This window comes from Streptomyces sp. cmx-18-6, assembly GCF_046548915.1.
Taxonomy (GTDB): domain Bacteria; phylum Actinomycetota; class Actinomycetes; order Streptomycetales; family Streptomycetaceae; genus Streptomyces.
This window is the reverse complement of sequence record NZ_JAEBEP010000016.1, coordinates 112,947-133,836: the sequence shown is the minus strand read 5'-3', so window position 1 is coordinate 133,836 and position 20,890 is coordinate 112,947. Positions and strand designations below refer to the sequence as shown.

General features: G+C 70.2%; 16 protein-coding genes. 3 read left to right on the top strand and 13 right to left on the bottom strand.

Annotated elements, in window-relative coordinates; genetic code table 11:
- Positions 1 to 2 precede the first annotated feature (2 nt).
- Together ACLJPL_RS29840 and ACLJPL_RS29835 are read left to right on the top strand one after the other, a co-directional pair.
- Positions 3 to 530: a PLD nuclease N-terminal domain-containing protein gene (locus ACLJPL_RS29840; RefSeq protein ID WP_411084060.1), complete on the top strand. Its 528-nt coding sequence runs from the start codon at positions 3 to 5 to the stop codon at positions 528 to 530.
- 133 nt (positions 531 to 663) lie between these two features.
- Positions 664 to 2,016 carry an aldehyde dehydrogenase family protein gene (locus ACLJPL_RS29835; RefSeq protein WP_411084059.1) on the top strand — a complete coding sequence of 451 codons (1,353 nt, stop codon included), beginning with the start codon at positions 664 to 666 and terminating at the stop codon, positions 2,014 to 2,016.
- A 60-nt stretch (positions 2,017 to 2,076) separates the two neighbouring features.
- Here ACLJPL_RS29835 and ccsB read toward each other — a convergent pair whose 3' ends face one another.
- From ccsB to hemL, 8 genes are all read right to left on the bottom strand, one after another.
- On the bottom strand, positions 2,077 to 3,156 hold the full coding sequence (gene ccsB / locus ACLJPL_RS29830; RefSeq protein WP_411084058.1) for a c-type cytochrome biogenesis protein CcsB: 1,080 nt from the start codon (positions 3,154 to 3,156) through the stop codon (positions 2,077 to 2,079).
- Positions 3,153 to 4,970, bottom strand: coding sequence for a cytochrome c biogenesis protein ResB (locus ACLJPL_RS29825; RefSeq protein WP_411084057.1), 1,818 nt, complete (start codon positions 4,968 to 4,970; stop codon positions 3,153 to 3,155). The genes ccsB and ACLJPL_RS29825 overlap by 4 nt, the downstream gene beginning before the upstream one ends.
- Positions 4,971 to 4,974: 4 nt before the next feature.
- Entirely contained in the window at positions 4,975 to 5,775 is an 801-nt protein-coding gene (locus ACLJPL_RS29820) for a cytochrome c biogenesis CcdA family protein (RefSeq protein ID WP_411084086.1), read from the bottom strand.
- Positions 5,776 to 5,782: 7 nt separating this feature from the next.
- Complete coding sequence (locus ACLJPL_RS29815; protein WP_411084056.1) at positions 5,783 to 6,385, bottom strand: TlpA family protein disulfide reductase; 603 nt, start codon at positions 6,383 to 6,385, stop codon at positions 5,783 to 5,785.
- 67 nt (positions 6,386 to 6,452) lie between these two features.
- Entirely contained in the window at positions 6,453 to 7,742 is a 1,290-nt protein-coding gene (locus ACLJPL_RS29810) for a hypothetical protein (protein ID WP_411084055.1), read from the bottom strand.
- Positions 7,743 to 7,850: 108 nt separating this feature from the next.
- Positions 7,851 to 9,518 carry an enterochelin esterase gene (gene fes, locus ACLJPL_RS29805; RefSeq protein WP_411084054.1) on the bottom strand — a complete coding sequence of 556 codons (1,668 nt, stop codon included), beginning with the start codon at positions 9,516 to 9,518 and terminating at the stop codon, positions 7,851 to 7,853.
- A gap of 224 nt (positions 9,519 to 9,742) precedes the next feature.
- Positions 9,743 to 10,438, bottom strand: a complete 696-nt coding sequence (locus tag ACLJPL_RS29800; protein WP_411084053.1) for a histidine phosphatase family protein — start codon at positions 10,436 to 10,438, stop codon at positions 9,743 to 9,745.
- Positions 10,435 to 11,658, bottom strand: a complete 1,224-nt coding sequence (gene hemL / locus ACLJPL_RS29795; protein ID WP_411084085.1) for a glutamate-1-semialdehyde 2,1-aminomutase — start codon at positions 11,656 to 11,658, stop codon at positions 10,435 to 10,437. Before hemL ends, ACLJPL_RS29800 begins: the two co-directional genes overlap by 4 nt.
- A gap of 526 nt (positions 11,659 to 12,184) precedes the next feature.
- Between hemL and ACLJPL_RS29790 the strand changes: the two genes are divergently transcribed.
- Complete coding sequence (locus ACLJPL_RS29790) at positions 12,185 to 12,622, top strand: hypothetical protein (RefSeq protein ID WP_003968390.1); 438 nt, start codon at positions 12,185 to 12,187, stop codon at positions 12,620 to 12,622.
- Between the two features lie 46 nt (positions 12,623 to 12,668).
- On the opposite strand, the gene ACLJPL_RS29785 is transcribed toward ACLJPL_RS29790, so the two are convergent.
- The 5 genes from ACLJPL_RS29785 to ACLJPL_RS29765 form a co-directional block, all read right to left on the bottom strand.
- Positions 12,669 to 12,962, bottom strand: coding sequence for a tyrosine-type recombinase/integrase (locus ACLJPL_RS29785; protein WP_411084052.1), 294 nt, complete (start codon positions 12,960 to 12,962; stop codon positions 12,669 to 12,671).
- A gap of 53 nt (positions 12,963 to 13,015) precedes the next feature.
- Entirely contained in the window at positions 13,016 to 14,275 is a 1,260-nt protein-coding gene (locus ACLJPL_RS29780; protein ID WP_411084051.1) for a hypothetical protein, read from the bottom strand.
- An 88-nt stretch (positions 14,276 to 14,363) separates the two neighbouring features.
- Entirely contained in the window at positions 14,364 to 16,442 is a 2,079-nt protein-coding gene (fxlM, locus tag ACLJPL_RS29775) for a methyltransferase, FxLD system (protein ID WP_411084050.1), read from the bottom strand.
- A 21-nt stretch (positions 16,443 to 16,463) separates the two neighbouring features.
- Positions 16,464 to 17,759, bottom strand: a complete 1,296-nt coding sequence (locus ACLJPL_RS29770) for a lanthionine synthetase C family protein (RefSeq protein WP_411084049.1) — start codon at positions 17,757 to 17,759, stop codon at positions 16,464 to 16,466.
- Positions 17,726 to 20,680 (bottom strand): lantibiotic dehydratase, encoded by a 2,955-nt coding sequence (locus ACLJPL_RS29765; protein WP_411084048.1) that lies wholly within the window; start codon positions 20,678 to 20,680, stop codon positions 17,726 to 17,728. The genes ACLJPL_RS29770 and ACLJPL_RS29765 overlap by 34 nt, the downstream gene beginning before the upstream one ends.
- Positions 20,681 to 20,890 lie beyond the last annotated feature (210 nt).

Below are 20,890 nucleotides of genomic sequence, written 5' to 3'. Positions count from 1 at the left end.
CCATGAGAGCCCTGATGTTTCTCGTGCCGCTGGCTCTGACGATCTACGCGTTCATCGACTGCCTGAACACCTCCGAAGAGGACACCAAGCACCTGCCGAAGATCGCCTGGGTGTTCATCATCCTGCTGTTCTGGATCGCCGGGCCGGTCGTGTGGCTCGTCGCCGGCAAGGTGCGCCACAACGCGGTCGGGGGCGGCGCGTCGTCCTCGTGGCAGCGGGGCGGCGGGCGGACGCGGTGGGTGGCCCCGGACGACAACCCCGACTTCCTGAAGTCCCTCAAGGACGACAGCAAGGGCGACGGCGGGAGCGGCAGCCGGGGCGACGGCAAGGCTGAGGGCAGGGCCGCGGACGGGAGCGCGGACAAGGCCGAGGCCGGAGCCGCCCCCGAGGAGGCCACGGACGCGAAGCCGGGCGAGAAGGACCTCGCGGCGCTCAAGGACTGGGAGGCGGACCTGCGCCGCCGCGAGGAGGAGCTCAAGCGCCGCGACGGCGGCACGGCCCCCGACGACAAGACCCCGCCCACTTCCTGACGGGCTATTCCTCCCGGCGGGGGTGATTCTTCCGACCGGCGCGGTGGGCGCGTCACGGGGGCGGCGTCGGCCATCCTCGACGGGGTAACGCAGAACAGGCACCCCGCGCGTGACCCCCTGAGGAGCCCCCACCATGCCCGCCACCACCCCCGCCGAGGCACCCTCCGAAACCCCCGCCGGCTCCCCCGCCGAGCTCGTCGCCCGCCTCCGCGCCGCCTTCCGCACCGGCCGCACCAAGGACCTCGCCTGGCGCACCGGCCAGTTGCGGAGGCTGCGCGCCCTGCTCACCGAGCACGGCGACGACCTCGCGGACGCCCTCCGCGCCGACCTGGGCAAGAGCCGCAAGGAGGCGTACCGGACCGAGATCGACTTCACCGTCCGGGAGATCGACCACACGCTGGAGCACCTCGCCGACTGGCTGCGGGCCGAGCCCGCCCCCGTACCGCCGCATCTCGCGCCGACCGGGGCCACCGCCCACACCGTGCTGGACCCGCTCGGCGTCGTCCTGGTCATCGCGCCCTGGAACTACCCGGTGCAGCTGCTGCTCGCCCCGGTCGTCGGCGCGCTGGCGTCGGGGAACTGCGTGGTGGCCAAGCCCAGCGAGCTGGCCCCCGCGACCTCCGCCGCCGTGGCCCGGCTGCTGCCCCGGTACCTGGACACGGACGCGGTCGGGGTCGTGGAGGGCGCGGTCGAGGAGACCACCGCCCTGCTGGAGCAGCGCTTCGACCACATCTTCTACACCGGCAACGGCAAGGTCGGCCGGATCGTGATGGCCGCCGCCGCCCAGCACCTCACCCCGGTCACCCTGGAGCTCGGCGGCAAGTCCCCGGTCTTCGTCGACCGGGGTACGGACCTGAAGGCCGTGGCGGGGCGGCTCGCCTCGGGCAAGTTCCTCAACGCCGGGCAGACCTGTGTGGCCCCCGACTACGTGCTGACCGACCCGGAGACCGCCCCGGCCCTCGCGCAGGCCCTGGCGGGCGCGGTGGAGGGGCTGTTCGGGAAGGACCCGGCGGAGCACCCGGAGTACGGGCGGATCGTGAACGAGCGTCATTTCGACCGGCTGACGGGCCTGCTGGACTCCGGCCGTACGGTGACCGGCGGCGCGCACGACCGGGCCACGAAGTACATCGCGCCGACCGTGCTGGCCGACGTCGCGCCGGACGCGCCCGTGATGGCCGAGGAGATCTTCGGCCCGATCCTGCCGCTGGTGACGGTGGACGGGCTGGACGGGGCGATCGGCTTCATCAACGACCGGGACAAGCCGCTGGCGCTGTACGCGTTCACCGACTCCCCCGGCGTACGGGACCGGCTGCTGGCCGAGACGTCGTCGGGCGGGGTCGGCATCGGGCTGCCGCTGGCCCATCTGACCGTCTCGGACCTGCCGTTCGGCGGGGTCGGGGAGAGCGGGATGGGCAACTATCACGGCCGGTACTCCCTGGAGACGTTCAGCCACCGCAAGGCGGTCCTGGACACCCCGCTGAGCTGACGGCACGCGAGCGCCCCCGGACGGAGATCCGTCCGGGGGCGCTCCGTACAGGCCGCTGTCTCAGACCCCGGCGTAGGAGTGCAGACCGGTGACGAAAATGTTCACGCCGTAGTAGTTGAACAGCCAGCAGCCGAACGCGACGAGCGCCAGGTAGGCGGCCTTGCGGCCCTTCCAGCCGGCGGTGGCGCGGGCGTGCAGGTAGGCGGCGTAGGCGACCCAGGTGATGAAGGACCAGACCTCCTTGGGGTCCCAGCCCCAGTACCGGCCCCAGGCGTCGCCCGCCCAGATCGCGCCCGCGATGATCGTGAACGTCCACAGCGGGAAGACGGCCGCGTTGACGCGGTACGAGAACTTGTCCAGCGACGCGGCGGAGGGCAGCCGCTCCATGACGGAGGCGGCGAACTTCCCCGGCGTGCCGCCGGAGGCGAGCTTGTTCTCGAAGCTGTCGCGGAAGAGGTAGAGCACCGTGCCGACCGCGCCGAGGTAGAAGACGGCCCCGCAGATGATCGCGGTCGAGACGTGGATCCACAGCCAGTACGAGTGCAGCGCGGGCACCAGCTGGTCGCTGTCGGTGTAGAGCGTCGTGGTGGCGATGCCGAGGTCCAGCAGGACCGTGGTGACCAGCGGGAGGCCGATCCAGCGGACGTTCTTCTTCAGCGCGAGCAGCACCAGGTAGGAGCCGACCGCCACGGTGGAGAAGGTGATGGAGAACTCGTACATGTTGGCCCAGGGGGCCCGCTGGACGGACAGCGCGCGGGTGACGACGCCGCCCGCCTCCACGGCGAAGGCCACCACGGTCAGCGAGACCGCGATCCGCCCCCACAGGTCGCCCTTGAAGGTGCCGCCCGCGGCCCCCGGCCCGTCCGGCACGTCACGGGCGCCGGCGGTGGCGCGGGTGACGACCTCGGGACGCTCCAGCACGGCGGTGCCACCGGCCTGGACGACCACCGGGGCGGCGGCGGCCCCTCCGGCGGGGGAGCCGGACAGCGCGGCGGCCGTGCGGCCGACCTTGCTGCGGCTGCCGAGGACCCACTCGGCGATGTGCGCGAAGAAGGCCAGGGTGTAGACGGCCATCGACGAATAGATCAGCACATTGCTGGTGTGCGCCAGGCTCTCGTTGGTTGCGGCGGCGAGATTCACTTCTCAGCCCCTTCGGCAGGTGCATCGGCAGGGTGTACGGGCCGGCTCCCGGCCTCGTTCGTGGCGTCGTCGGGTTCATCCGTGGACCCGGGCGCATCGGGTTTCTCCGTGGCGGGCCGGGCGACCGGCGCGGTCGTGATCAGGGCGGCCGCGAGGTCGCCCAACTCCTCGGGGAGCTTGGCGGACTCGCTGCGGCCGAGGCCCGCCATCTCCACCACGGTCACCCCGTCCGCGCCCCGCACCGCCCGCACCCACACCCGGCGGCGCTGGATGAACAGCGAGGCGGCGAGTCCGGCGACGGCGGCGACGGCTCCGCCGAGCGCGAGGCCGTTGCCCGGCTGCTGCGAGATCTGGAAGCTCGCCCACTCCTCGGTGCCCTCGAAGGTGATCGAACCCTCCCCGTCCGGCAGGTCCAGCTTCTCGCCGGGGCGCAGCATCTTCTTGAGCAGCTCGCCGTCCTCGTTCTTGAACTCCTTCATCTTGGACGTGTCGAGCTGGTAGACATTCTGCGGCAGTCCGGAGTCCGGACCGAGGTAGCCGCTGTACGCGCTCAGCGCCAGCACCGGGTACTCGGCCCCCGGGAACTGCGAGAACATCTGGCCCTGGCCCTCGCCCGCGAAGGTCGGGACGAAGAACGCCTTGAAGCCGAGCTGCGTCTTGTCCCCGCTCTTGTCGCGGTAGCCGTCCAGGACCTTGATCGCGCCGGTGGAGGTGATGTTGTTGTCGATCGGCAGCAGCGGTACGGAGGTCCGCGAGACGACCTTGCCCTTGCCGTCCCGGACGGTGACGACCGGGGCGTAACCGTGGGCGATCAGATAGACCTTGGTGCCGTCGACGACGAGCGGTTCGTTGACCCGGATGACGCCGTCGCGCTCGGGTCCGTCGACGCCCTCGGTGTACTTCACCCGCGCCTCGAACGTGCGGGGCGTGCCGCGCTGCGGGCCGCTCTTCTCGTACGTACCGACGAAGTCGTCCAGGACGAAGCTGAAGGGGGCCATCGAGTCCGGGTCGTAGAGCGAGCCGGACTTGAAGTTGTCGTAGTGGGTGAGCGTGTTGGAGAAGCCGTCACCCTCGACGACCAGCTTGCCGCCCTCGGACTTGAAGAGCTGGCCGGCGGCGAAGGCCACCAGCATCACGATCAGCGCGATATGGAACACCAGGTTCCCGGCCTCGCGCAGATACCCCTTCTCGGCGGCGACCGCGTCGCCCACCGTGTGCGCCCGAAAGCGCCGCCTGCCCAGCACGCCGAGGGCCGCCTCACGGACCGCCTCGGGCTCCGCCTCCGTACGCCAGGTGGTGTACGCCGGCAGCCGGGTCAGCCGCTTGGGCGCGCCCGGCGGGCGGCTGCGGAGCTGGCCGACGAACTGGCCGGTGCGCGGCACGATGCAGCCGATGAGCGAGATGAACAGCAGGATGTAGATCGCGGAGAACCACACCGAGCTGTAGACGTCGAAGAGCTGGAGTTTCTCGAAGATCGGGGTGAGCGTCGTGTGCCGGTCCTTGAAATCCCCCACCTTCAGCTCGTCCACGCTGGTCTGCGGGATCAGCGAGCCCGGGATCGCGCCGAGGGAGAGCAGGAAGAGCAGGATCAGCGCGACCCGCATCGAGGTGAGCTGACGCCAGAACCAGCGGGTCCAGCCGATCACCCCCATGGCGGGGACGCCCGCGCCGGTCTCGGGGCTCTCCTCGCGGGGTGCGGTGGAGAGCCGCTCGCCGGCCGCGTGGTCGACGCGCTCCTGCTCGCGGTCCTCCGCGGCGGTGTCGGTACGAGCTCCGGAACGAGCGCCGGTGTCCGTGGTGTTCGTCTTGCCCATGAACTCAGATCCCCACAGTGAAGCCGCTGGACCAGCCCTGCATCTGCTGCATGAGCGTCGACCACACACCCGTCAGCAGCAGGATCCCGGTCACGATCATCATGCCGCCGCCGATCCGCATGACCCATGCGTAGTGGCGCTTGACCCAGGCGAACGCGCCGAGCGCCTTGCGGAAGGCGACCGCGGCCAGGACGAACGGGACGCCGAGTCCGAGACAGTACGCGACCGTCAGCACCGTGCCGCGTCCCGCGGTGGCGCTCTCGGCCGACAGCGCCAGCACCGAGGCGAGCGTCGGGCCGATGCACGGCACCCAGCCGATCCCGAACAGGGCGCCCAGCAGCGGCGCTCCCGCGAGACCGGCCGCCGGCCGCTTGTGGAAGCGGAACTCGCGCTGCGTCACCCCGGGCAGCAGCCCCAGGAAGAAGACCCCCATGAGGATCATGAGGACGCCGAGAACCTTGTTGAGCACCTCGGCGTGCATCTGGAGCTCCTGGCCGAAGTAGCCGAAGAGCGCCCCGGTGGAGGCGAAGACGACGGTGAAGCCAAGGACGAAGAGAGAGGCGCCCGCCACCACCCGGCCGCGTCGGGCCTCCGCCAGGTCGGTGCCGGTGACCCCGGTGACGTAACTCAGATAGCCAGGGACGAGCGGCAGGACGCAGGGCGAGAAGAAGGAGACGAGCCCGCCGAGGATCGCGATGGGCAGGGCGATCAGCAGGGCCCCGTTGAGGACCGTGGTGTTGGCGGAGGCGGCGAGCGTGAGCGCCTCGGGGTGGGCGGCGAGCGGGATCGCCTGATCGAGCGGGATCACCGGATCACTTCTCCGCGATGATCGGGTCGATCATCTCGCGCAGCTGGTCGGCGTCCAGCTGCTGGATCGTGCGGGCCGCGAGCTTCCCCTCCCGGTCGACGACCACCGTGGACGGGATGGCCTGCGGGTTCAGGGTGCCCTTGGGGAAGCGGAGGATGAGCTTGCCGATGGGGTCGAAGTAGCTCGGGTAGGTGACCCCGTAGTCCTTCTCGAAGTTCACCGCCGGGTCGCGCTGCGCGTCCCGGGTGTTGATGCCGAGGAACTGGACGCCCTGGTCCTTGGTCTCCTCGGAGACCTTCGCGAAGTACTTCGCCTCCAGGCGGCAGGGGCCGCACCAGGAGCCCCAGATGTTGATCACGACGACCTTGCCCTTGTAGTCGGCGAGGTCGAGCGGCTTGCCGTCCAGGCTCTCGCCCTGAAGCTTCGGAGCGTCGGGGCGCTCCCCCTTGGCGACGGTGGAGATGCCCCCGCTGCCGGTGACGAAGTTGATGTTGCCGCCGCCCTGGGCCTTGTTGCCGTCACCGCACGCGGACAGTGTCAGGGCACCGGCCACGGCGGTGGCGGCGAGCAGGGTGAAGCGGCGTCGAGGTGCGCGGCCAAAGCTCATGTGAAAAGTTTCGCATGGCAGTTCCGGCGATCTCCCGCACCCCCCTCGCTGCCCGTAAAGCCCCTTGTCAGGTCTGTTTAAAGAAGGAGTTCCAGCCACCTGTGGGCGACTGTCCGACCTCCAGGGTGCGGAGCTTGGCGAGGACGGCGGGATCCTGTACGTCGAGCCAGTCGACGAACTGCCGGAAGGAGACGAGCCGCACGTCCTTCTTACCGGCGGTCTTCTTGATCACTTCTTCGATGGCGTCCATATAGATGCCGCCGTTCCACTGCTCGAAGTGGTTTCCGATGAAGAACGGCGCGCGATTGGTCTGATAGGCGCGCTCGAAACCGGCGAGATAGGCCCCGGCCGCCTGCTTGCGCCAGCCCGGATAACGCGAGGGCATGCCCTTGGTCGAATTCTTCGACTGATTGGCGAGGATGTTGTAGTCCATCGAGAGGACCTCGAAGGAGTGCCCGGGGAACGGCATGGCCTGGAGCGGGAGATCCCAGACGCCGCCGCGCTTCACGGGCCACATCTGGCGGCCGCCGGGCGAGCTGGCGTCGTAGCGCCACCCCATTTTGCCCGCGGTGGGCAGGAGGTTGTCCTGGCCGAGCAGACAGGGGGTGCGTCCGCCGATCAGTTCTTTCCGGTAGTCGAACGGGAGCGGGTCCTCGTTCTCCCAGCCGGTGTTGGTCCGCCATTCCGTGACGAACGACACAGCCTGATCGATCTCGCTCTGCCATTGCGCGGGCGTCCAGCGTTCGACGGAACCGGAACCGCCGCAGAAATGCCCGTTGAAGTGGGTGCCGATCTCATGGCCGTCCAGCCATGCCTGGCGCACGTACTTCAGCGTGTCCTTGACGTGGCCGTCCGTGAGATAGCCGATGTCGGAGGCGCCGCGCGGGTTGTTCGGAGGACGGTAAAGGGATTTCTTCGACTCGGGCAGCAGATACAGCCCGGAGAGGAAGAAGGTCATCGCGGCGTCGTGGTCCTTGGCCAGTTTCAGAAAGCGCGGGAAGAGCCCGTTGCCGACCTCGCCCGCCCCGTCCCAGGAAAAGATCACGAACTGCGGCGGCTTCTGGCCGGGTTCGAGCGGGACGGGGGCGGCGGGCTGATGGGGCTGCTTGCCGGTGTCGGCGGTGGAGCCGTCGCCGATCAGCCGGACCTTGCCCTTCGGAGAACCGTTTCCGCTGCCGTTGCCGTCACCCTTGCCGCCGGTGCCGGTGTCGCCCTGGTCGCCGCCGGACCGGCCGCTCTCCGAGGAGCTGGAGGAGCTGGAGCCGGAGGAACTGGAGAAGCCGCAGCCGGCGAGTCCGATCGCGGCCGCGGTGCCGGCCCCCGCTCCGAGCAGTCCCCTTCGGTTGATGTCGCGCATGCCGTCCCCATCTGCGGTCGTTTTATCTCAAGGCCATACAAACTGCTGAAGAGTGAGAGGCCATGAGTGACGCCGCGGTTCCGTGCAATTGGGGACTTTCTCTGCGCTTTACCTGACGGCCGGGCCCGCGGGCAGCCCTGAGGAACACCCGGCCGCGTGGCGGGGCAGGCCCGTTCCACCCTGGGACTCTGCCGCGTCCACGTCAAGGTGGGCGCCCAACAGCTCTACGAGGGCGTCCGCCAGGGACCCCCGCCAGCAGGCGTAGTCGTGGCCGCCGTTGTGGACGGTGCGGGCGACTTGGTGGCCCCGGGCGCGGAGCACCGCCGAGAGGGCCTCGCTGTGTTCGACCAGGGGGCCTTCGTGCAGGCCGACGTCCAGGTGGACGACGGCTCCGCGGCGGCCGGGCTGGCTGTGTTCGGCGTGCTTGATGTGCTCGGTGTGTTCGGCGTGCTGGGTGTGCTCGATGTGCTCGGCGTGCTTGATGTGCTCGGCGTGTTGGCCGCCTTCGCCGCGCCGGCCACGTTCGGCGCTCCGGCCGCGCTCCCCGCTCCGGCCGCCTTCGCCTCGCCGGGTCCCTTCGCCGTCCGGGAGCTTGTCGCGGAGTCCGGCGGCGAGCGTGGCCAGCCAGGGCGTCCCGATCTCGTCGGGGGCCGGGGCCCCGGGTTCGAGGCCCGGCCGCCACCACAGGGCCGGGGACTGGGCGAGGACCCGGCCGAACCGCTCGGGCCGGGTGAGACCGGCGTACAGCGCGGTCATCCCGCCGAGCCCCTGACCGGCGACCACGGTCCGGTCCGCCCGCGCGGTCAGCGGCCACCGGGCCTGCGCCCAGGGCACCGCCTCGTCGGCCAGGAAGGAGACGTAACCCTCCCGCCCGCCCAGCTCCCTCCACCGCGTCGCGGAGTCGACGGCGTCCGGGGCGAGGACCGCGAGCGGCGGCAGAACCCCGTCCGCGATCAGCGCGTCCAGCGTGTCCTGGAGGCCGAGCCGGCCGAACCACATGTCGCCGTCGCAGAGCACCAGCAGGGGCAGCCGGCCGCGCTCCCCCGGCTCGTGCGCGGCCCGGTGGGGCATCACGTCCGCCGGCCGGGACGGGGCGTCCGCCGACTCAGACGGGGCGGCGTCCGGCGGCAGGTAGACCAGGACGTCGCGCTCGACGCCGAGAGCCCCGGCCGCGAGGGTGTGCCGTTCGACGCCGCCGCGCGGTACGCCGGTGGGCCGGGCGGTGGTCCAGGGCTGGGGCGGGGCGTCGGGCAGGGCGAAGACCGAGCCCTGTGCCGTACGCCAACGGGCCGGTATCCGGTCCGGGTTGAGCGGGTCGGCCCCGCCGTGCGCCCGCAGGGCCAGCAGCCGGCGCTGGAGCAGGGCCGGATCGACGGGGGCGGAGCCGGGCGAGATGTCGGCCACCAGCCGGTAGGAGCCGCGGTGGTCGGCGCGCAGCCGGCGGCCGAGGTGCCAGACGTCGGTGCCCGGCAGCCGGTGCAGGAGCGCGTCGGCGAGCCGGTCGCGGTCGGTGATGCCCGGGGCCATCAGCAGGACCCGGCGGGTGGCGCGGTGGCCGCGCCACAGGAAGGTGACGGCCCGGTGGCCGGGGGCGTCGTCGAGCTCCTCGACGAGGGGGGCGCCGGTGGCCTCGACCTCGGCCCAGAACGCCTCGGTGAGGGCGTCCCGGGCCGCGGCGTCCGGGGCGGCTTCGAGCTGCTGGGCGAGCCGGGCCACGCGGGGGCCGGTGACCGGCCGGGGGACGGCGTCCGGCGCTTCCGTACAGTCGCTCGTCATCGCTCCACCACTCTCGCCCACTTTCACTCAAGTAAAGTTAGCTTAGCCTTACCTAAACTAACGCACCGACAGTTTTCGCGTCGCACGGCCCCGGCAACGAGAACGGGGCCGACCGCGACGGCGGTCGGCCCCGTATGTTCAGGATGTTCGGGCCTCTGTCGGTCAGGACGTCCGGGCCTCTGTCGGTCAGGACGTCCGGGCGGCCGGCTGTACGGCTTACGCGCCTACGCGCCGAACGCCTTCGACTTCCCCTTCACCGGCTTGGCCCCGGCGAGCAGATGCGCGGGCACCAGGTCCCGGGCGGGCTCCGAGTAGCCGACCGAGACGATCTTGTCGCCCTGGTAGGTGAAGCTGGTCAGCGAGGCCAGCGTGCACTGGCGCTTGCGCGGGTCGTGCCACAGGCGGCGGCGCTCCACGAAGGAGCGGACGATCCAGATCGGCAGCTGGTGGCTGACGCAGACCGCCTCGTGCCCGCGCGCCGCGTCCTTGGCGGCGTCCAGCGCGCCCATCATGCGGACGACCTGCTCGATGTAGGGCTCGCCCCAGGACGGCTTGAACGGGTTGGTGAGGTACTTCCAGTTGTCCGGCTTGCGCAGCGCCCCGTCCCCGACGCCGAAGGTCTTGCCCTCGAAGACGTTGGCGGCCTCGATGAGCCGCTCGTCGGTGGCCAGGTCCAGGCTGTGCGACTTGGCGATGGGCTCGGCCGTCTCCTGGGCGCGCTCCAGCGGGGAGGCGACGACATGGGTGATGTCGCGCTTCTCCAGGTGGTCGGCGACCCGGTCGGCCATCTGCCGGCCCAGCTCGGACAGGCTGAACCCGGCGCGACGCCCGTACAGCACGCCGTCCGGGTTGTGCACCTCGCCGTGGCGCATCAGGTGCACCACGGTGATGTCCTTGCGGCCGGTGTTCTGGCTGCTCATGCGGTGGCCTCCGATGCGGCGCGGGCGGCTGCGGGCAGGGCGGCGGCGATCCGTTCGACCGCCCGCTCGTCGTGGGCGGTGGAGACGAACCAGGACTCGAAGGCGGAGGGCGGCAGGTAGACGCCCTGCTCCAGCATCGAGTGGAAGAAGGCGGTGAAGCGGAAGGCTTCCTGCTGCTTGGCGTCCTCGTAGTCACGCACCGGCCGGTCGGTGAAGAAGACCGAGAACATGTTGCTCGCCGAGGAGACGGTGTGCGCGACGCCTTCCTTCGTCAACGCGTCGCCCACCAGGGAGCGCAGTTCGGCGGAGACCGCGTCGATCTTCGCGTACGCCGCGTCGTCGAGCAGCCGGAGCTGGGCGAGGCCGGCGGCGGTGGCGACCGGGTTCCCGGAGAGGGTGCCCGCCTGGTAGACCGGGCCGGCCGGGGCGAGGTGCGCCATGACGTCGGCGCGGCCACCGAAGGCCGCGGCGGGGAAGCCGCCGCCCATGACCTTGCCGAAGGTCATCAGGTCGGGGCGGACGCCGTCGATGCCGTACCAGCCGGCCTTCGACGTACGGAAGCCCGTCATGACCTCGTCGGAGATGTACAGGGCCCCGTCCGCCGCGCAGAGCTCCTTCAGCCCGGCGTTGAAGCCGTCCGCGGGCGGGACGACGCCCATGTTGCCGGGCGACGCCTCGGTGATCACGCAGGCGATCTCGCCGGGGTGCGCGGCGAAGGCGGCGCGCACGGCGTCCAGGTCGTTGTACGGCAGCACGACGGTGTCCCCGGCCGTAGCGCCCGTGACGCCGGGGGTGTCGGGGAGGCCGAAGGTGGCGAGGCCCGACCCGGCGGCGGCGAGCAGGGCGTCCACGTGGCCGTGGTAGCAGCCGGCGAACTTCACGACCTTGGCCCGGCCGGTGAACCCGCGAGCCAGCCGGATCGCGGACATCGTAGCCTCGGTGCCGGAGGAGACCAGCCGGACCTGCTCGACCGGTTCGATCCGGGCCACGATCTCCTCGGCGAGCGCGACCTCGCCCTCCCCCGGCGTACCGAAGGACGTGCCCCGGGAGACCGCTTCCTGGACGGCGGCGATGACCTCCGGGTGAGAGTGGCCGAGAATCATCGGCCCCCACGAGCAGACGAGGTCGACGTACTCCCGGCCGTCGGCGTCGGTGAGGTACGGACCGGCGCCGGACACCATGAACCGGGGCGTACCGCCCACGGCCCGGAAGGCACGCACGGGTGAGTTCACGCCGCCGGGCGTCACGACGGACGCCCGGTCGAACAGCGACTGCGAAACTGGGGCTTCGTATGAATACGCCACTTTGGTCCTGATCTGCGATTGGGGTATCGGGAGGCCGGGCCGGAAAATCCATCGGAATCCCGGCCGCCGGTGAGCGGGGAGCGCGCTCCCCTCGTATCACGAAAGAGCGTCAGCCCCCTCGCGTCTGCGAAACTGGGGCGACATAGGGAAAGCTCACACATGCCATGGTGTCAGAGGCACGGACGGTCTTGCGGACGGGTGTTTCACCACACGTCCGTGGGGGAGGTCACTGACACGATGATCGGGTTGCGCGGCGGGGGCTGTGTCTCCTAAGAAGTAGTCGGGTGGATGAGATATGCATCGCGGTGGCGGAGTGGGCGAAGGGACCGACGACCTGGGGCCCGAGCCTGCCCGGCGAGGACGGCACCGGCGCGGGGTCGAGCGCGCACAGGGCAGGGGCGCGGAGAGCACGCCGCCCCCCGGAAGCAGGAGCAGTGGCGGGATGGGGGTGACCTACAAGTACTTCGGCGCCCCGGACGGGGCGACCGCCGCACGCGTGCCCATCTCGATGCGCCCCGAGGAGCTGGGCGGCGACGAGCTGGGCATGGGCGGCATGTTCACCAAGATCAAGCCGGAGACGGTGGCCGCCATGGTCCTCACCGGCATCCAGGGCATACCCCTGCACAAGGTCCCCCCGCTGGAGCTGGTCGTCCTCCACCCCGACTACGCGGTGGTCAAGCTCCCGATGACCGTCGTCGACCCCCTGCGCGGCGTCGGCGAGGAGTCCGTGGGCGCGGCGGCCTTCATCTGGTCCACGGTCCCCGACCGCGGCGGCCCGCGCGACGCGTTCAACGTCTACCAGCTGCTCCACGAGTGGCAGGACTTCTCCCACCGGCTGCACGACGCGGGGCACCAGGCTTACTGCTTGGTGTGGCCGTGACCTGGGATTTCTTGGGATTCGGGCGAGCCTTCGGTCTCCGCCCTCGTCATGTACCGGTAGGGGCCGTCAGGCGGCCAGGGCACATTGAAGGGCACATGGGTCTGGGCGGGGGCACTGATGTGCCCTGAGCCTTCGGCGCACCGCCGCCCTCTCCCGCCTCGGCTTCGGTAAAGGCGTCGTCGATCGCCTTGCGGGTGCGGGTCTCGCTGGACGGCAGCAGGTGCGTGTACGTGCGCAGCGTGAAGCCGGGGTCCGAGTGACCCAGGAACTCGGAGAGCGCCTTGATGCTCTCCCCCGCGTCCAAGAGCACGGAGGCGTACGCGTGCCGGAGGGCGTGCATGCCGTCCTCCGGAGCCGCCTGGAGGTACCTCGCACCGCGCTCGCGGGGAGGGATTACACCGGCGGCGGCCAAGGCCAGCTTCCAGGCACCCATGTTGAAGACGCTGCGGTTGTAGGCCCGGCTCTTGTCATCGACGAAGAGGAGGCGGACGGTCTTCGGTTCGCCGTCCGCCTTGGCCCAGGGCAGGGTGACGGCGACAGTGCGTTCGGGTCGGGAAGGCGTGCAAGGCTTTCCCGGATCACGCTGTCGCTGGCGCTCAATGCCGCTGTCAGTTCTGCTTGCAGCTGGTCCGGCATAGTCCCTGCCCCGAGGGCGCAGGCACGTACCAGGGCGCGGCAGTCCTGTTCTTGCCGATCGGTGGCGATCGCGACGAACAGGGGGTGCGCCAGGTTCTCGCGGGCCGCGTAGCCGTCTTCGGCGTCTGTTGTCCTCCGGTGGAGATCCTCGACGATGCGGTGTGCGGCGGGCGCCTCGGCGGAGCCGATCGCGTCAAGGACGGTAAGGCCGAGCCGGATGTCGAAGACGGTTATCCCAGGTTTGGCCTGCCGCTCAAGACAGATGGCTGCCAGGTCCCTCAGGTGGCTGTCGACGGGCTGCCTGGCGTCACGCCGGGACAAGGCGGTCAGACAGGCCGTGACGGCTTGCTCCCACGGATCGCCGGGCATCGTCTCAGCGAGCAGAGCAGCGGCCCCTGCTGTGTCACTCACAACGAGGGCTGCAAGTACAGCGACCTGCCGCCCGTCGAGCATCCGTTTCCCGACACCATGGTGAGCTTCGATGTGTGCCAGGGCCTCGGCCCAACGTCCCTCGGTGGTGAGAGTGCGCGTGCCGTCGGCGAGGAGCACGCGCCACAGCCACGCGCGAACCTCGTGGCGGTCTTCGTCGGTCGCAGTGAGGTCCGCGGGCACGGTGACGCCCTCGAACCGAGCAGGCGTGCCTACCTCGACGGCCCCATACAGGTCGAGCAGTCGCCGACGACCCTCATCTGCGCGGCCGGCGCGGATCTGGAGGCGGGCGAGGTTGACGACGGGCTCCAGCCCCCGGATCGCGGTCATGCCGGGCAGGGGGCAGGCGTGGAGGTAGGCGGCGGCATGTTGGTGGCACATCTCGCGTGCGAGGTCGGGAAGGGCGAGATCGGAGGCGATGAGCGCAGCCTGGTTGTAGACGGAGGACGCCACCCCCTGATCGGTCTCCGCCATCGCAGTGTCGGCCAGGTCGACGAGGGCGCGCACGCGCTTCGGCAGGGGAAGGCAGGCGGGCCGGAATCGGGCGACGAGCGGAAAGCGCTGAGCTGTGGATCCGTGCGGGTCCATGGACTCCCCCAGGTGTGTGTGAAGACGGGTAAAGCCACGGTGGCCGCCGGTTGCGAGCCGGCGGCCACCGCCCACTACGCGTGGGGTGTCAACTCCAGTCGACGACGATGCGGTTCAGCGGGGTGTCAAGCGCGAAGAGGCCGGCTCGCTGCTCGATCGCGGGGGCGTCGAGAGGCTGGATCTCGAACGTGGCTTCACGGCCCCGGTACTCCAGGTCCCACACGCGGATGGCCGCAGCGACCCTTGCGGCCAGTTCATCGCAGCCGGGACCGTGGCCGATGACCCCGAACTCCCACAGCTTGCCGCCATCGGAGGTCTTCTTCTCAGACAGACGCCGTGCGAGGTAGGTGACGGCGCCTTTGTCGACGGCTGCGGTCGAGGAGGGGTAGGGGTCCTCGGTGAGCAAAGTGCCCTTGGCGACTTGCGGGAAGAGCATCCGGATCAGGCCGGAGGGAAGAGAGCAGGTGAGGAACAGTTCCATCCACTCCGGCGACTCCATGGCGCGGACCGTCATGCCCGTCCACTCCTCGGTGCGCGGCTCGTGCAGGACGCCGTCGAGGGCCTCGGCGTCGATTGTCTGCCCGGCGGGGGCCTGGAGCCGTACGGTTCCGTCCGTGCTGAGCGGGATGACCCGGCGGTCGTCGTCGGCGATGCCCCGCCTGAGCGGCATGAAGGTATTCATCTCGCTACCGAGGGACATCCACCGTCCATCGCGCTGCTCATAGGCGATGGAGCGGGACACCGTGCCCTTGAGCCGCTGCGGGACGAGAAGCCGGCCCCCGGGAGCAAGCTGCTGCAACCAGGCGTGCGGCACGCCGTGCGCGCCTACGGTGGCGATGATTCGGTCGTACGGCGCACCTTCCGCGTAGCCGAGGGCCCCGTCTCGGGTGACCGCCTCAACGTTGGTGATTCCGGCGGCGGAGAGATGCGCGCGGGCGCCCTCTACGAGGTCGTCGTCGACATCGAGCGTGGTGACGTGCCCGCTCTCACCGACCAGATGGGCGAGCAGACCGGCGTTGTAACCGGTGCCTGCGCCAAGTTCGAGGACGCGCTCGCCTTGCTGGGCGTCGAGCTGGTCCAGCATGAGGGCGACCACGCCCGGCTGGGAGGCACAGGAGATCGAGCTGCCGTCGGTGTCGTACTTGATGTGCACCGGCGCGTTGGCGTATGCGTCTTCGAGCGGCACATCGGGCACGAACACGTGACGGGGCACGGTCCGCAACGCGGTCTCCACGCCGGGAGCGCGGGCGCTTCCGTCCGCGCGGAGCTGGTCCACCAGTGCGTTACGGAGGCGCGCGGCATCGGACGTCGGAGTAACGATCGTGTCGGTGTTCACCCCTTTCACGCTATCGGCGTCGGTCGTCGACTCGGTCGGCGACGCGGTGTGGTCACTCGTTCCCATGACTGCCTCTCGTGCAATGTTGGACAGAGCGCTCTGGTCGTCCCTGATGAGACCGGCGCGGTTGACGTGGAAGATGATGTGGTGGGCTATGACGGCTCGCAGGCCGCGTGTGAGGGCGCCGCGGCAGGCCAGCGCGGCGAGCGCGGTACCGGCCCGTTCGAAGGCGGTCACCCACTCCTCGTGCGCGTGGAGTGGACCACCCTGGTTGCAGAGGCTGTAGGCGTCAGCGGTCATGAGCTTCCGCATCGCCGGAACCAACTCAGCGGCTCTCTCGGGGCGCGCTGGGTCGGTGGGCGGCCGAAGAGCCAAGACCTTCGCCCATACGTCGCCCTGCTCGAACCAGTCGAGTCCGGCGCCGCGCATCATGGCGCTCGCCAGCAGGACCGCAGTCTCCTTGCGCCCCAGGTGGTCCGGGCTCGGCTGGTAGGTGAGCAGGTGGCGGGAGTCGCTGTGGAACAGTCCGTGGGCCGTGTCCATAGCGTCCGGACCGCCAAATGCCTCGGACTCGGGCTCGTAGACAGAGGGCAGCCATGACACGACCGCCCCGTCACCCACGAGATCGCTCAGCAGCGACTCAATGATCGGGGAGGGCTCGTCGGCGAGGTACCGCAGCGGCCAGGGCTGCTTGTTCATGAACCACCAGCCGGTGAGCTGCCCCTCGGTCTCGGCTGTGATCAGGGCGGGCCCGAGGCGTTCGTCGATGGCATGCCGGGCGCTCTCGCGGTCGATGAAGGTGATGTTGTGCTGCTGCCAGTCAGGGGGCATCGAAGTCCTTCGGTCGGTGAATCAGGCAATGAGCAGGCAGGAATCCCAGGCGGACTGGGGTGGTGCGGCGGTATCGGCAGCGAGAAGAGCCAGGGCTGTTCCGGCGGCTCCGTCGAGCAGGCCGGGCCCCGCTCCTGTGCCGCTGACAAGTGCCGTGGCCGCGCGTTCGAGGTCGTTGTCCACCGGGCAGATCGCGGCCAAAAGTCCCGGGATCGCGGCTCGGAGTCGACCGACGGTTGAGGGATGGGCGTCTGCGGCCGTGCGGACGGCGATGTGGGTGAGGCCGGCAAAGCCGTGGCACAGGCCGTGGTCCGTCGTGGCGCCGAGCTGGTCCGGGTCGGTGAGGGCGGCGGCGAGCGCGTTCTCCGCCGTGATCTGGCGTTCGGTGTCACCGGTAGCGAGCGCGGCAAGTTGCTGAGCGCGGGCGAGGCCGGCGGTGCCGTAACACCATGACGAACGCCGGAGTTTGGACGCGGCGCAGCGACCGGTACGTAGCTCGCTCCGGGTGATCCAGTACGGCCAGGTTGCTCCTCGGCCTGTCTCCTCCTGCCAGCGGTCGAGCCAGGTCAGGATGGTGTGCAGCGCTCTGAGGTGCCCGTTCGTAACGGTGCTCTTCCGGGCGGCGAGGGCCAGAAGCACGAGCACTCCGGCGATGCCGTGGGCCATGCCGGTGTTGGCATGGCCACCGAGGAATTGTTCGTGCGGTCTGCCCGAGGGCCCCGTCGCAGTCCACCAACCCGGAAGGTCCTCGCCAAATTCCCTGATCGGTTCGGTGAGGCGCACGCAGTAGTCGAGGACAGCGCGCACCATAGGACTGTCTGGGTTCCGGCGTAGAAGGTAAGCCCCGTATCCGGTCAGGCCCCGGATGGCGTCGAACTCGGACAGTTGCGGAAGGCATCCGGCATCGATGCGGCGATGCGCTACGTCGAGACGGCGTCTGACGTCGATCCCGATCTGTCGGTCCATCGAGTCCAAGGCGCGCTGGTAGGAGCCAGGAAGATGGTCGGCGGCGCAGGCAAGGGCGTGGGCGAAGGCGGGCACGCCGTAGAAGGGGTGGCTGTCGGGTCCACTCGTGAGGGATCCGTGGGACGCAGCAGCGAGCCAGTTGTGCGCATGCTGCCACGGTCCGAGGCCGTTCGCGGCCCGCTCGATGTGAAGAAGCGCGATCCCTGGCGGGCCGTAGGCGAGATGTTGCCGATGTGTCTGGAGGACGGAAGGCACCGTGCCGGGGTCGGCGAGCCTCGCAGCAACGGCATCGACCAGGCCGAGCGTCGGGAGCACGGTCACGCCGGCCTCCTGGTGGTGCGGGCAGTCCACGCCAGAGCAGCAGCGCGAGCCAGGTAGAGGCACACCTCTTCCTCGGGGAAGTTCACCGCGACGTGCCGCACGAAGTGGACGTGCAGAAGGGAGGTCAGGACGTCATCGACGGCGATGCCCTGGGTGTCCGGGCCGGGAAGGTGCAACCGGTACGCGGCGAGTGCCGCATCGCGCTCTGCCCAACCCGACACGATGGCGTCTCCGCCCTGGATCTCGCGCAGGGCGGCCCAGTCGTCGGCTGGGTTCGCGAGCCGTACGGCCTCGCTGAACTGCGGGCGGGGAACGGACGCAGGCGCCGTCGGCGAGACGTGGTCGGCCAGCCAGCGCATCGCGACCTCGGTGCTGCCGAGGAAGGCGGAGACGATGGCGACGGTGTGGGCCGCCACCAGCGTGCGTTGCGCCGGCCTCTGCGGCTCTGTGAGCTGGGCCAGAACGGCGTGCGAGTCTGCCCGAAACACATCCTCGGCCGCCTCCCAGGCGGCACCGGAGCCCCAACGACCCATTTCTCGATAAGAGGTGGGATAGCGCAGGTCTGCCAGCAGGCCGCCGTTGCGCAGGTCGTCGGCCCACACGCTCACGGTCCGCGCCGTCTGAGCGAAAGTTCCGCGGTCAGGGATAGCGATGCGGACGCGGAGGTGCTGGTCCGGGTCACGGAAGCGGATGAACCACCACCGCGGGTTGCCCAGTCGTTCGATGAGTCCGGGGAGGTGTTGGGAAAGCAGGAGGTCCTGGCGGCGGGGATCTCCGTACAAGGCGGCGAGCAACACCGATGAAGCAGCGGGAGTCTGCAGCTGGGCCGACGAGAGGGCGCGAGCCTCAGTGGGAACAGGCAGGGGCGGCCAGGACGGCGGCCGGGTCGCTTTGAGCGGCACCACGATCTCGTGGGCTCGCCCGCCGCACCAGCCGTTCGCTTCTGGTTCCGGGGCCTCGGTGAGCACGGCCTGGTGAGCGCGGTCGAGGTGTCGGAGCAGGAGCGTCCGATGGCCGCCTTCGTCGAGGTCGAGGAAGAGACGCCGGTCGTCTTCCACAAGGAGCACGCGGCGAGGCAATCCCCGCTGTGCCCGCCATTCGGAGAGCGCGGTGTCCCACTCAGCGCGAGGACGAGCACGGCCGGGCAATTCGGACGCCTCCAGACGCCAGCGCGCCGGGGTCAGCACCGTACGCCCGTACCGCAGGCGCGGCAGGAACGGCATCGCTGCTGCGACGCCCCAGTCAAAGGTGGTGACCTGCGCGCACTGGGCACGGGACAGTTCAGTGAGGAAGCGTGCCAACGGTGGAGTGTGCGTGTGCAGGTTCAGCGCGTTCATGCCGGCGGCCTCGACGCGGTGCCCCCGTTCCGGAGCGGCCAGGTACATGCGGCGGCCATCGCACCCCACGGCCAGGTCCTTCGGGGTGAGAACGGTGTCTTTCGGCGCGCAGTGCTCTTGGAGGCTGATCAGGGTAGGCAGGACCTGCGGGGCGCGGGTGACATGAGCGCTCTCCGGGAGCAGCGGCGGGAAGGAGAGCTGGGCGGGCACGGTGTCGCTGTCCGCAGCCGGAAGATCGGCCAGCTCCGTGGCCAGGGCCTGACGCTCGGAGGGTGCCAGTACGTCGAGGAACCGGCCTGTCGAAACGCCGGCCCCGCGCGACACGCTCACGACCTCCAGCTGGAATCGTCCGCGCTGCAAGTCCTTCAGACTGGCGGCGTGCACTCGCACCCCTACCTCCAGATGCGGCGGCAGTCGTGGCTCGTCGGGCCCCACGTCCAGGACGTCGATCTGTTCGTCAGTGAGTACGACCTCGTCGCGGCGGTCCAGCGCAGCACCCTGCGCCAGGCGTACGAGGGCGTCATCCCGAGCGGAGACGCGGGGCCGACGCGAACCGTCAGGACTGCCCGGGTAGCCGTCGGGGTAGCCAGTCCCGCTGTCCGCGACGACCTCCGCGAGCGGGACCATCGTGCCGATCCCGTACCGCTCGTAGAAGCGCTGGTGGTAGGCGTTCCACGCGGCTGTCCCGTACGGGCGGGTGCTCACCCGGGTCAGGATGAAGGCGGCGCGCTCGATCTCCCGAGCCACTTCCTCCGGTAGGAGGAGACGCGCATCCAACCGCAGGTCAAGCGCAACAGGGTGTCGACGCAGGCCGGGCACGAGGGCCCGCATCCGCGCTGCGGTGCTGTCCCGGCCGCCGCGCGTGGCGCGCTCCTTCAAGCCCATTCGGACCGCGTGCAGCTCGCGTGCCGTCTCCGCTACCGACGCAAGGTTGTCGACGCCGATCGTGTCGAGTTGGTCGAGCAGATACCCGAGGGCGTCGGTCTCGGTACTTGGAGCGTGCAGGCTCGTGATGAGCACTCGTCTCCGGACCAGCTCCGCAAGCAGACGGTGCACCTTCTCCGTATCGGCCTCGGGGAACTCCGCCCGGAGCCTTTCCGCGAGAGCTCCGCAGCGAATCGGCGTCCGGGCCGCGGCGAGGACCGCACGCACCGGCTCTGTCAGAGCCAGGGATGCCTCGACCGCGCGCATCCGGTCGTCATTCGGATCGGGTTGGAACGGCACGATGAGCCGGTCCCCCCGGCTCATCACGGTGTTGTTGACGACGACGGGCAGTTGGTCGAGGAGTTCCGGGCAGGACTCGAGCCGTTCGACCACAGCGGCGAGCCACTCCGCACCCGCGCGGCCCACGGCCACGTGAGCCTTGCCCCACTCCGCACGTGCCTGCGAGCCGAACGCCACAGTAGTCACTCCGGCGAACAGGCCGAAGGGCGTGGCCCGGTGCTGGGCCCGCAGGAGGTATCGGGACACCGACAGCGCCACGCGCTGTATGTCTCGAAGGGGAGGACTCTCGGTGGTACACACGGCCCGCACCTGCATGGCCAAGGCTGGGCTGGAGTGCGCCACGGCGCCGGCGATGTGCTGGTCCGCCCAGACCGCGCGAAGCCACGTCACGCAGGAAGAGGAGCCGTCGGAAGAGTGGTCATCCGGGTCAGGGCACGGAGGAACCGGCAGAAACGGTCGGGCCACGGCGCGCACGAGAGCGGTGGAACCGGCCCGGAACACTGTGGGTTGAGCAACCACCGATGACCTCCATGGGCGAAGGGATGGGCGGCTGGCACCGCCGCGCGGGAGCGCGACGGCACCAGACCGAAGGTGACCTGG

Bases quoted from the DNA above. Each gene is read 5' to 3' on its own strand.
- ACLJPL_RS29840 (WP_411084060.1), top strand. From the start codon at position 3: ATGAGAGCCCTGATGTTTCTCGTGCCGCTGGCTCTGACGATCTACGCG.
- ACLJPL_RS29835 (WP_411084059.1), top strand. From the start codon at position 664: ATGCCCGCCACCACCCCCGCCGAGGCACCCTCCGAAACCCCCGCCGGC.
- ACLJPL_RS29825 (WP_411084057.1), bottom strand. From the start codon at position 4,970: ATGGGCAAGACGAACACCACGGACACCGGCGCTCGTTCCGGAGCTCGT.
- ACLJPL_RS29815 (WP_411084056.1), bottom strand. From the start codon at position 6,385: ATGAGCTTTGGCCGCGCACCTCGACGCCGCTTCACCCTGCTCGCCGCC.
- ACLJPL_RS29810 (WP_411084055.1), bottom strand. From the start codon at position 7,742: ATGCGCGACATCAACCGAAGGGGACTGCTCGGAGCGGGGGCCGGCACC.
- fes (WP_411084054.1), bottom strand. From the start codon at position 9,518: ATGACGAGCGACTGTACGGAAGCGCCGGACGCCGTCCCCCGGCCGGTC.
- ACLJPL_RS29800 (WP_411084053.1), bottom strand. From the start codon at position 10,438: ATGAGCAGCCAGAACACCGGCCGCAAGGACATCACCGTGGTGCACCTG.
- ACLJPL_RS29790 (WP_003968390.1), top strand. From the start codon at position 12,185: ATGGGGGTGACCTACAAGTACTTCGGCGCCCCGGACGGGGCGACCGCC.
- ACLJPL_RS29785 (WP_411084052.1), bottom strand. From the start codon at position 12,962: ATGCACGCCCTCCGGCACGCGTACGCCTCCGTGCTCTTGGACGCGGGG.
- ACLJPL_RS29780 (WP_411084051.1), bottom strand. From the start codon at position 14,275: ATGGACCCGCACGGATCCACAGCTCAGCGCTTTCCGCTCGTCGCCCGA.
- fxlM (WP_411084050.1), bottom strand. From the start codon at position 16,442: ATGCCCCCTGACTGGCAGCAGCACAACATCACCTTCATCGACCGCGAG.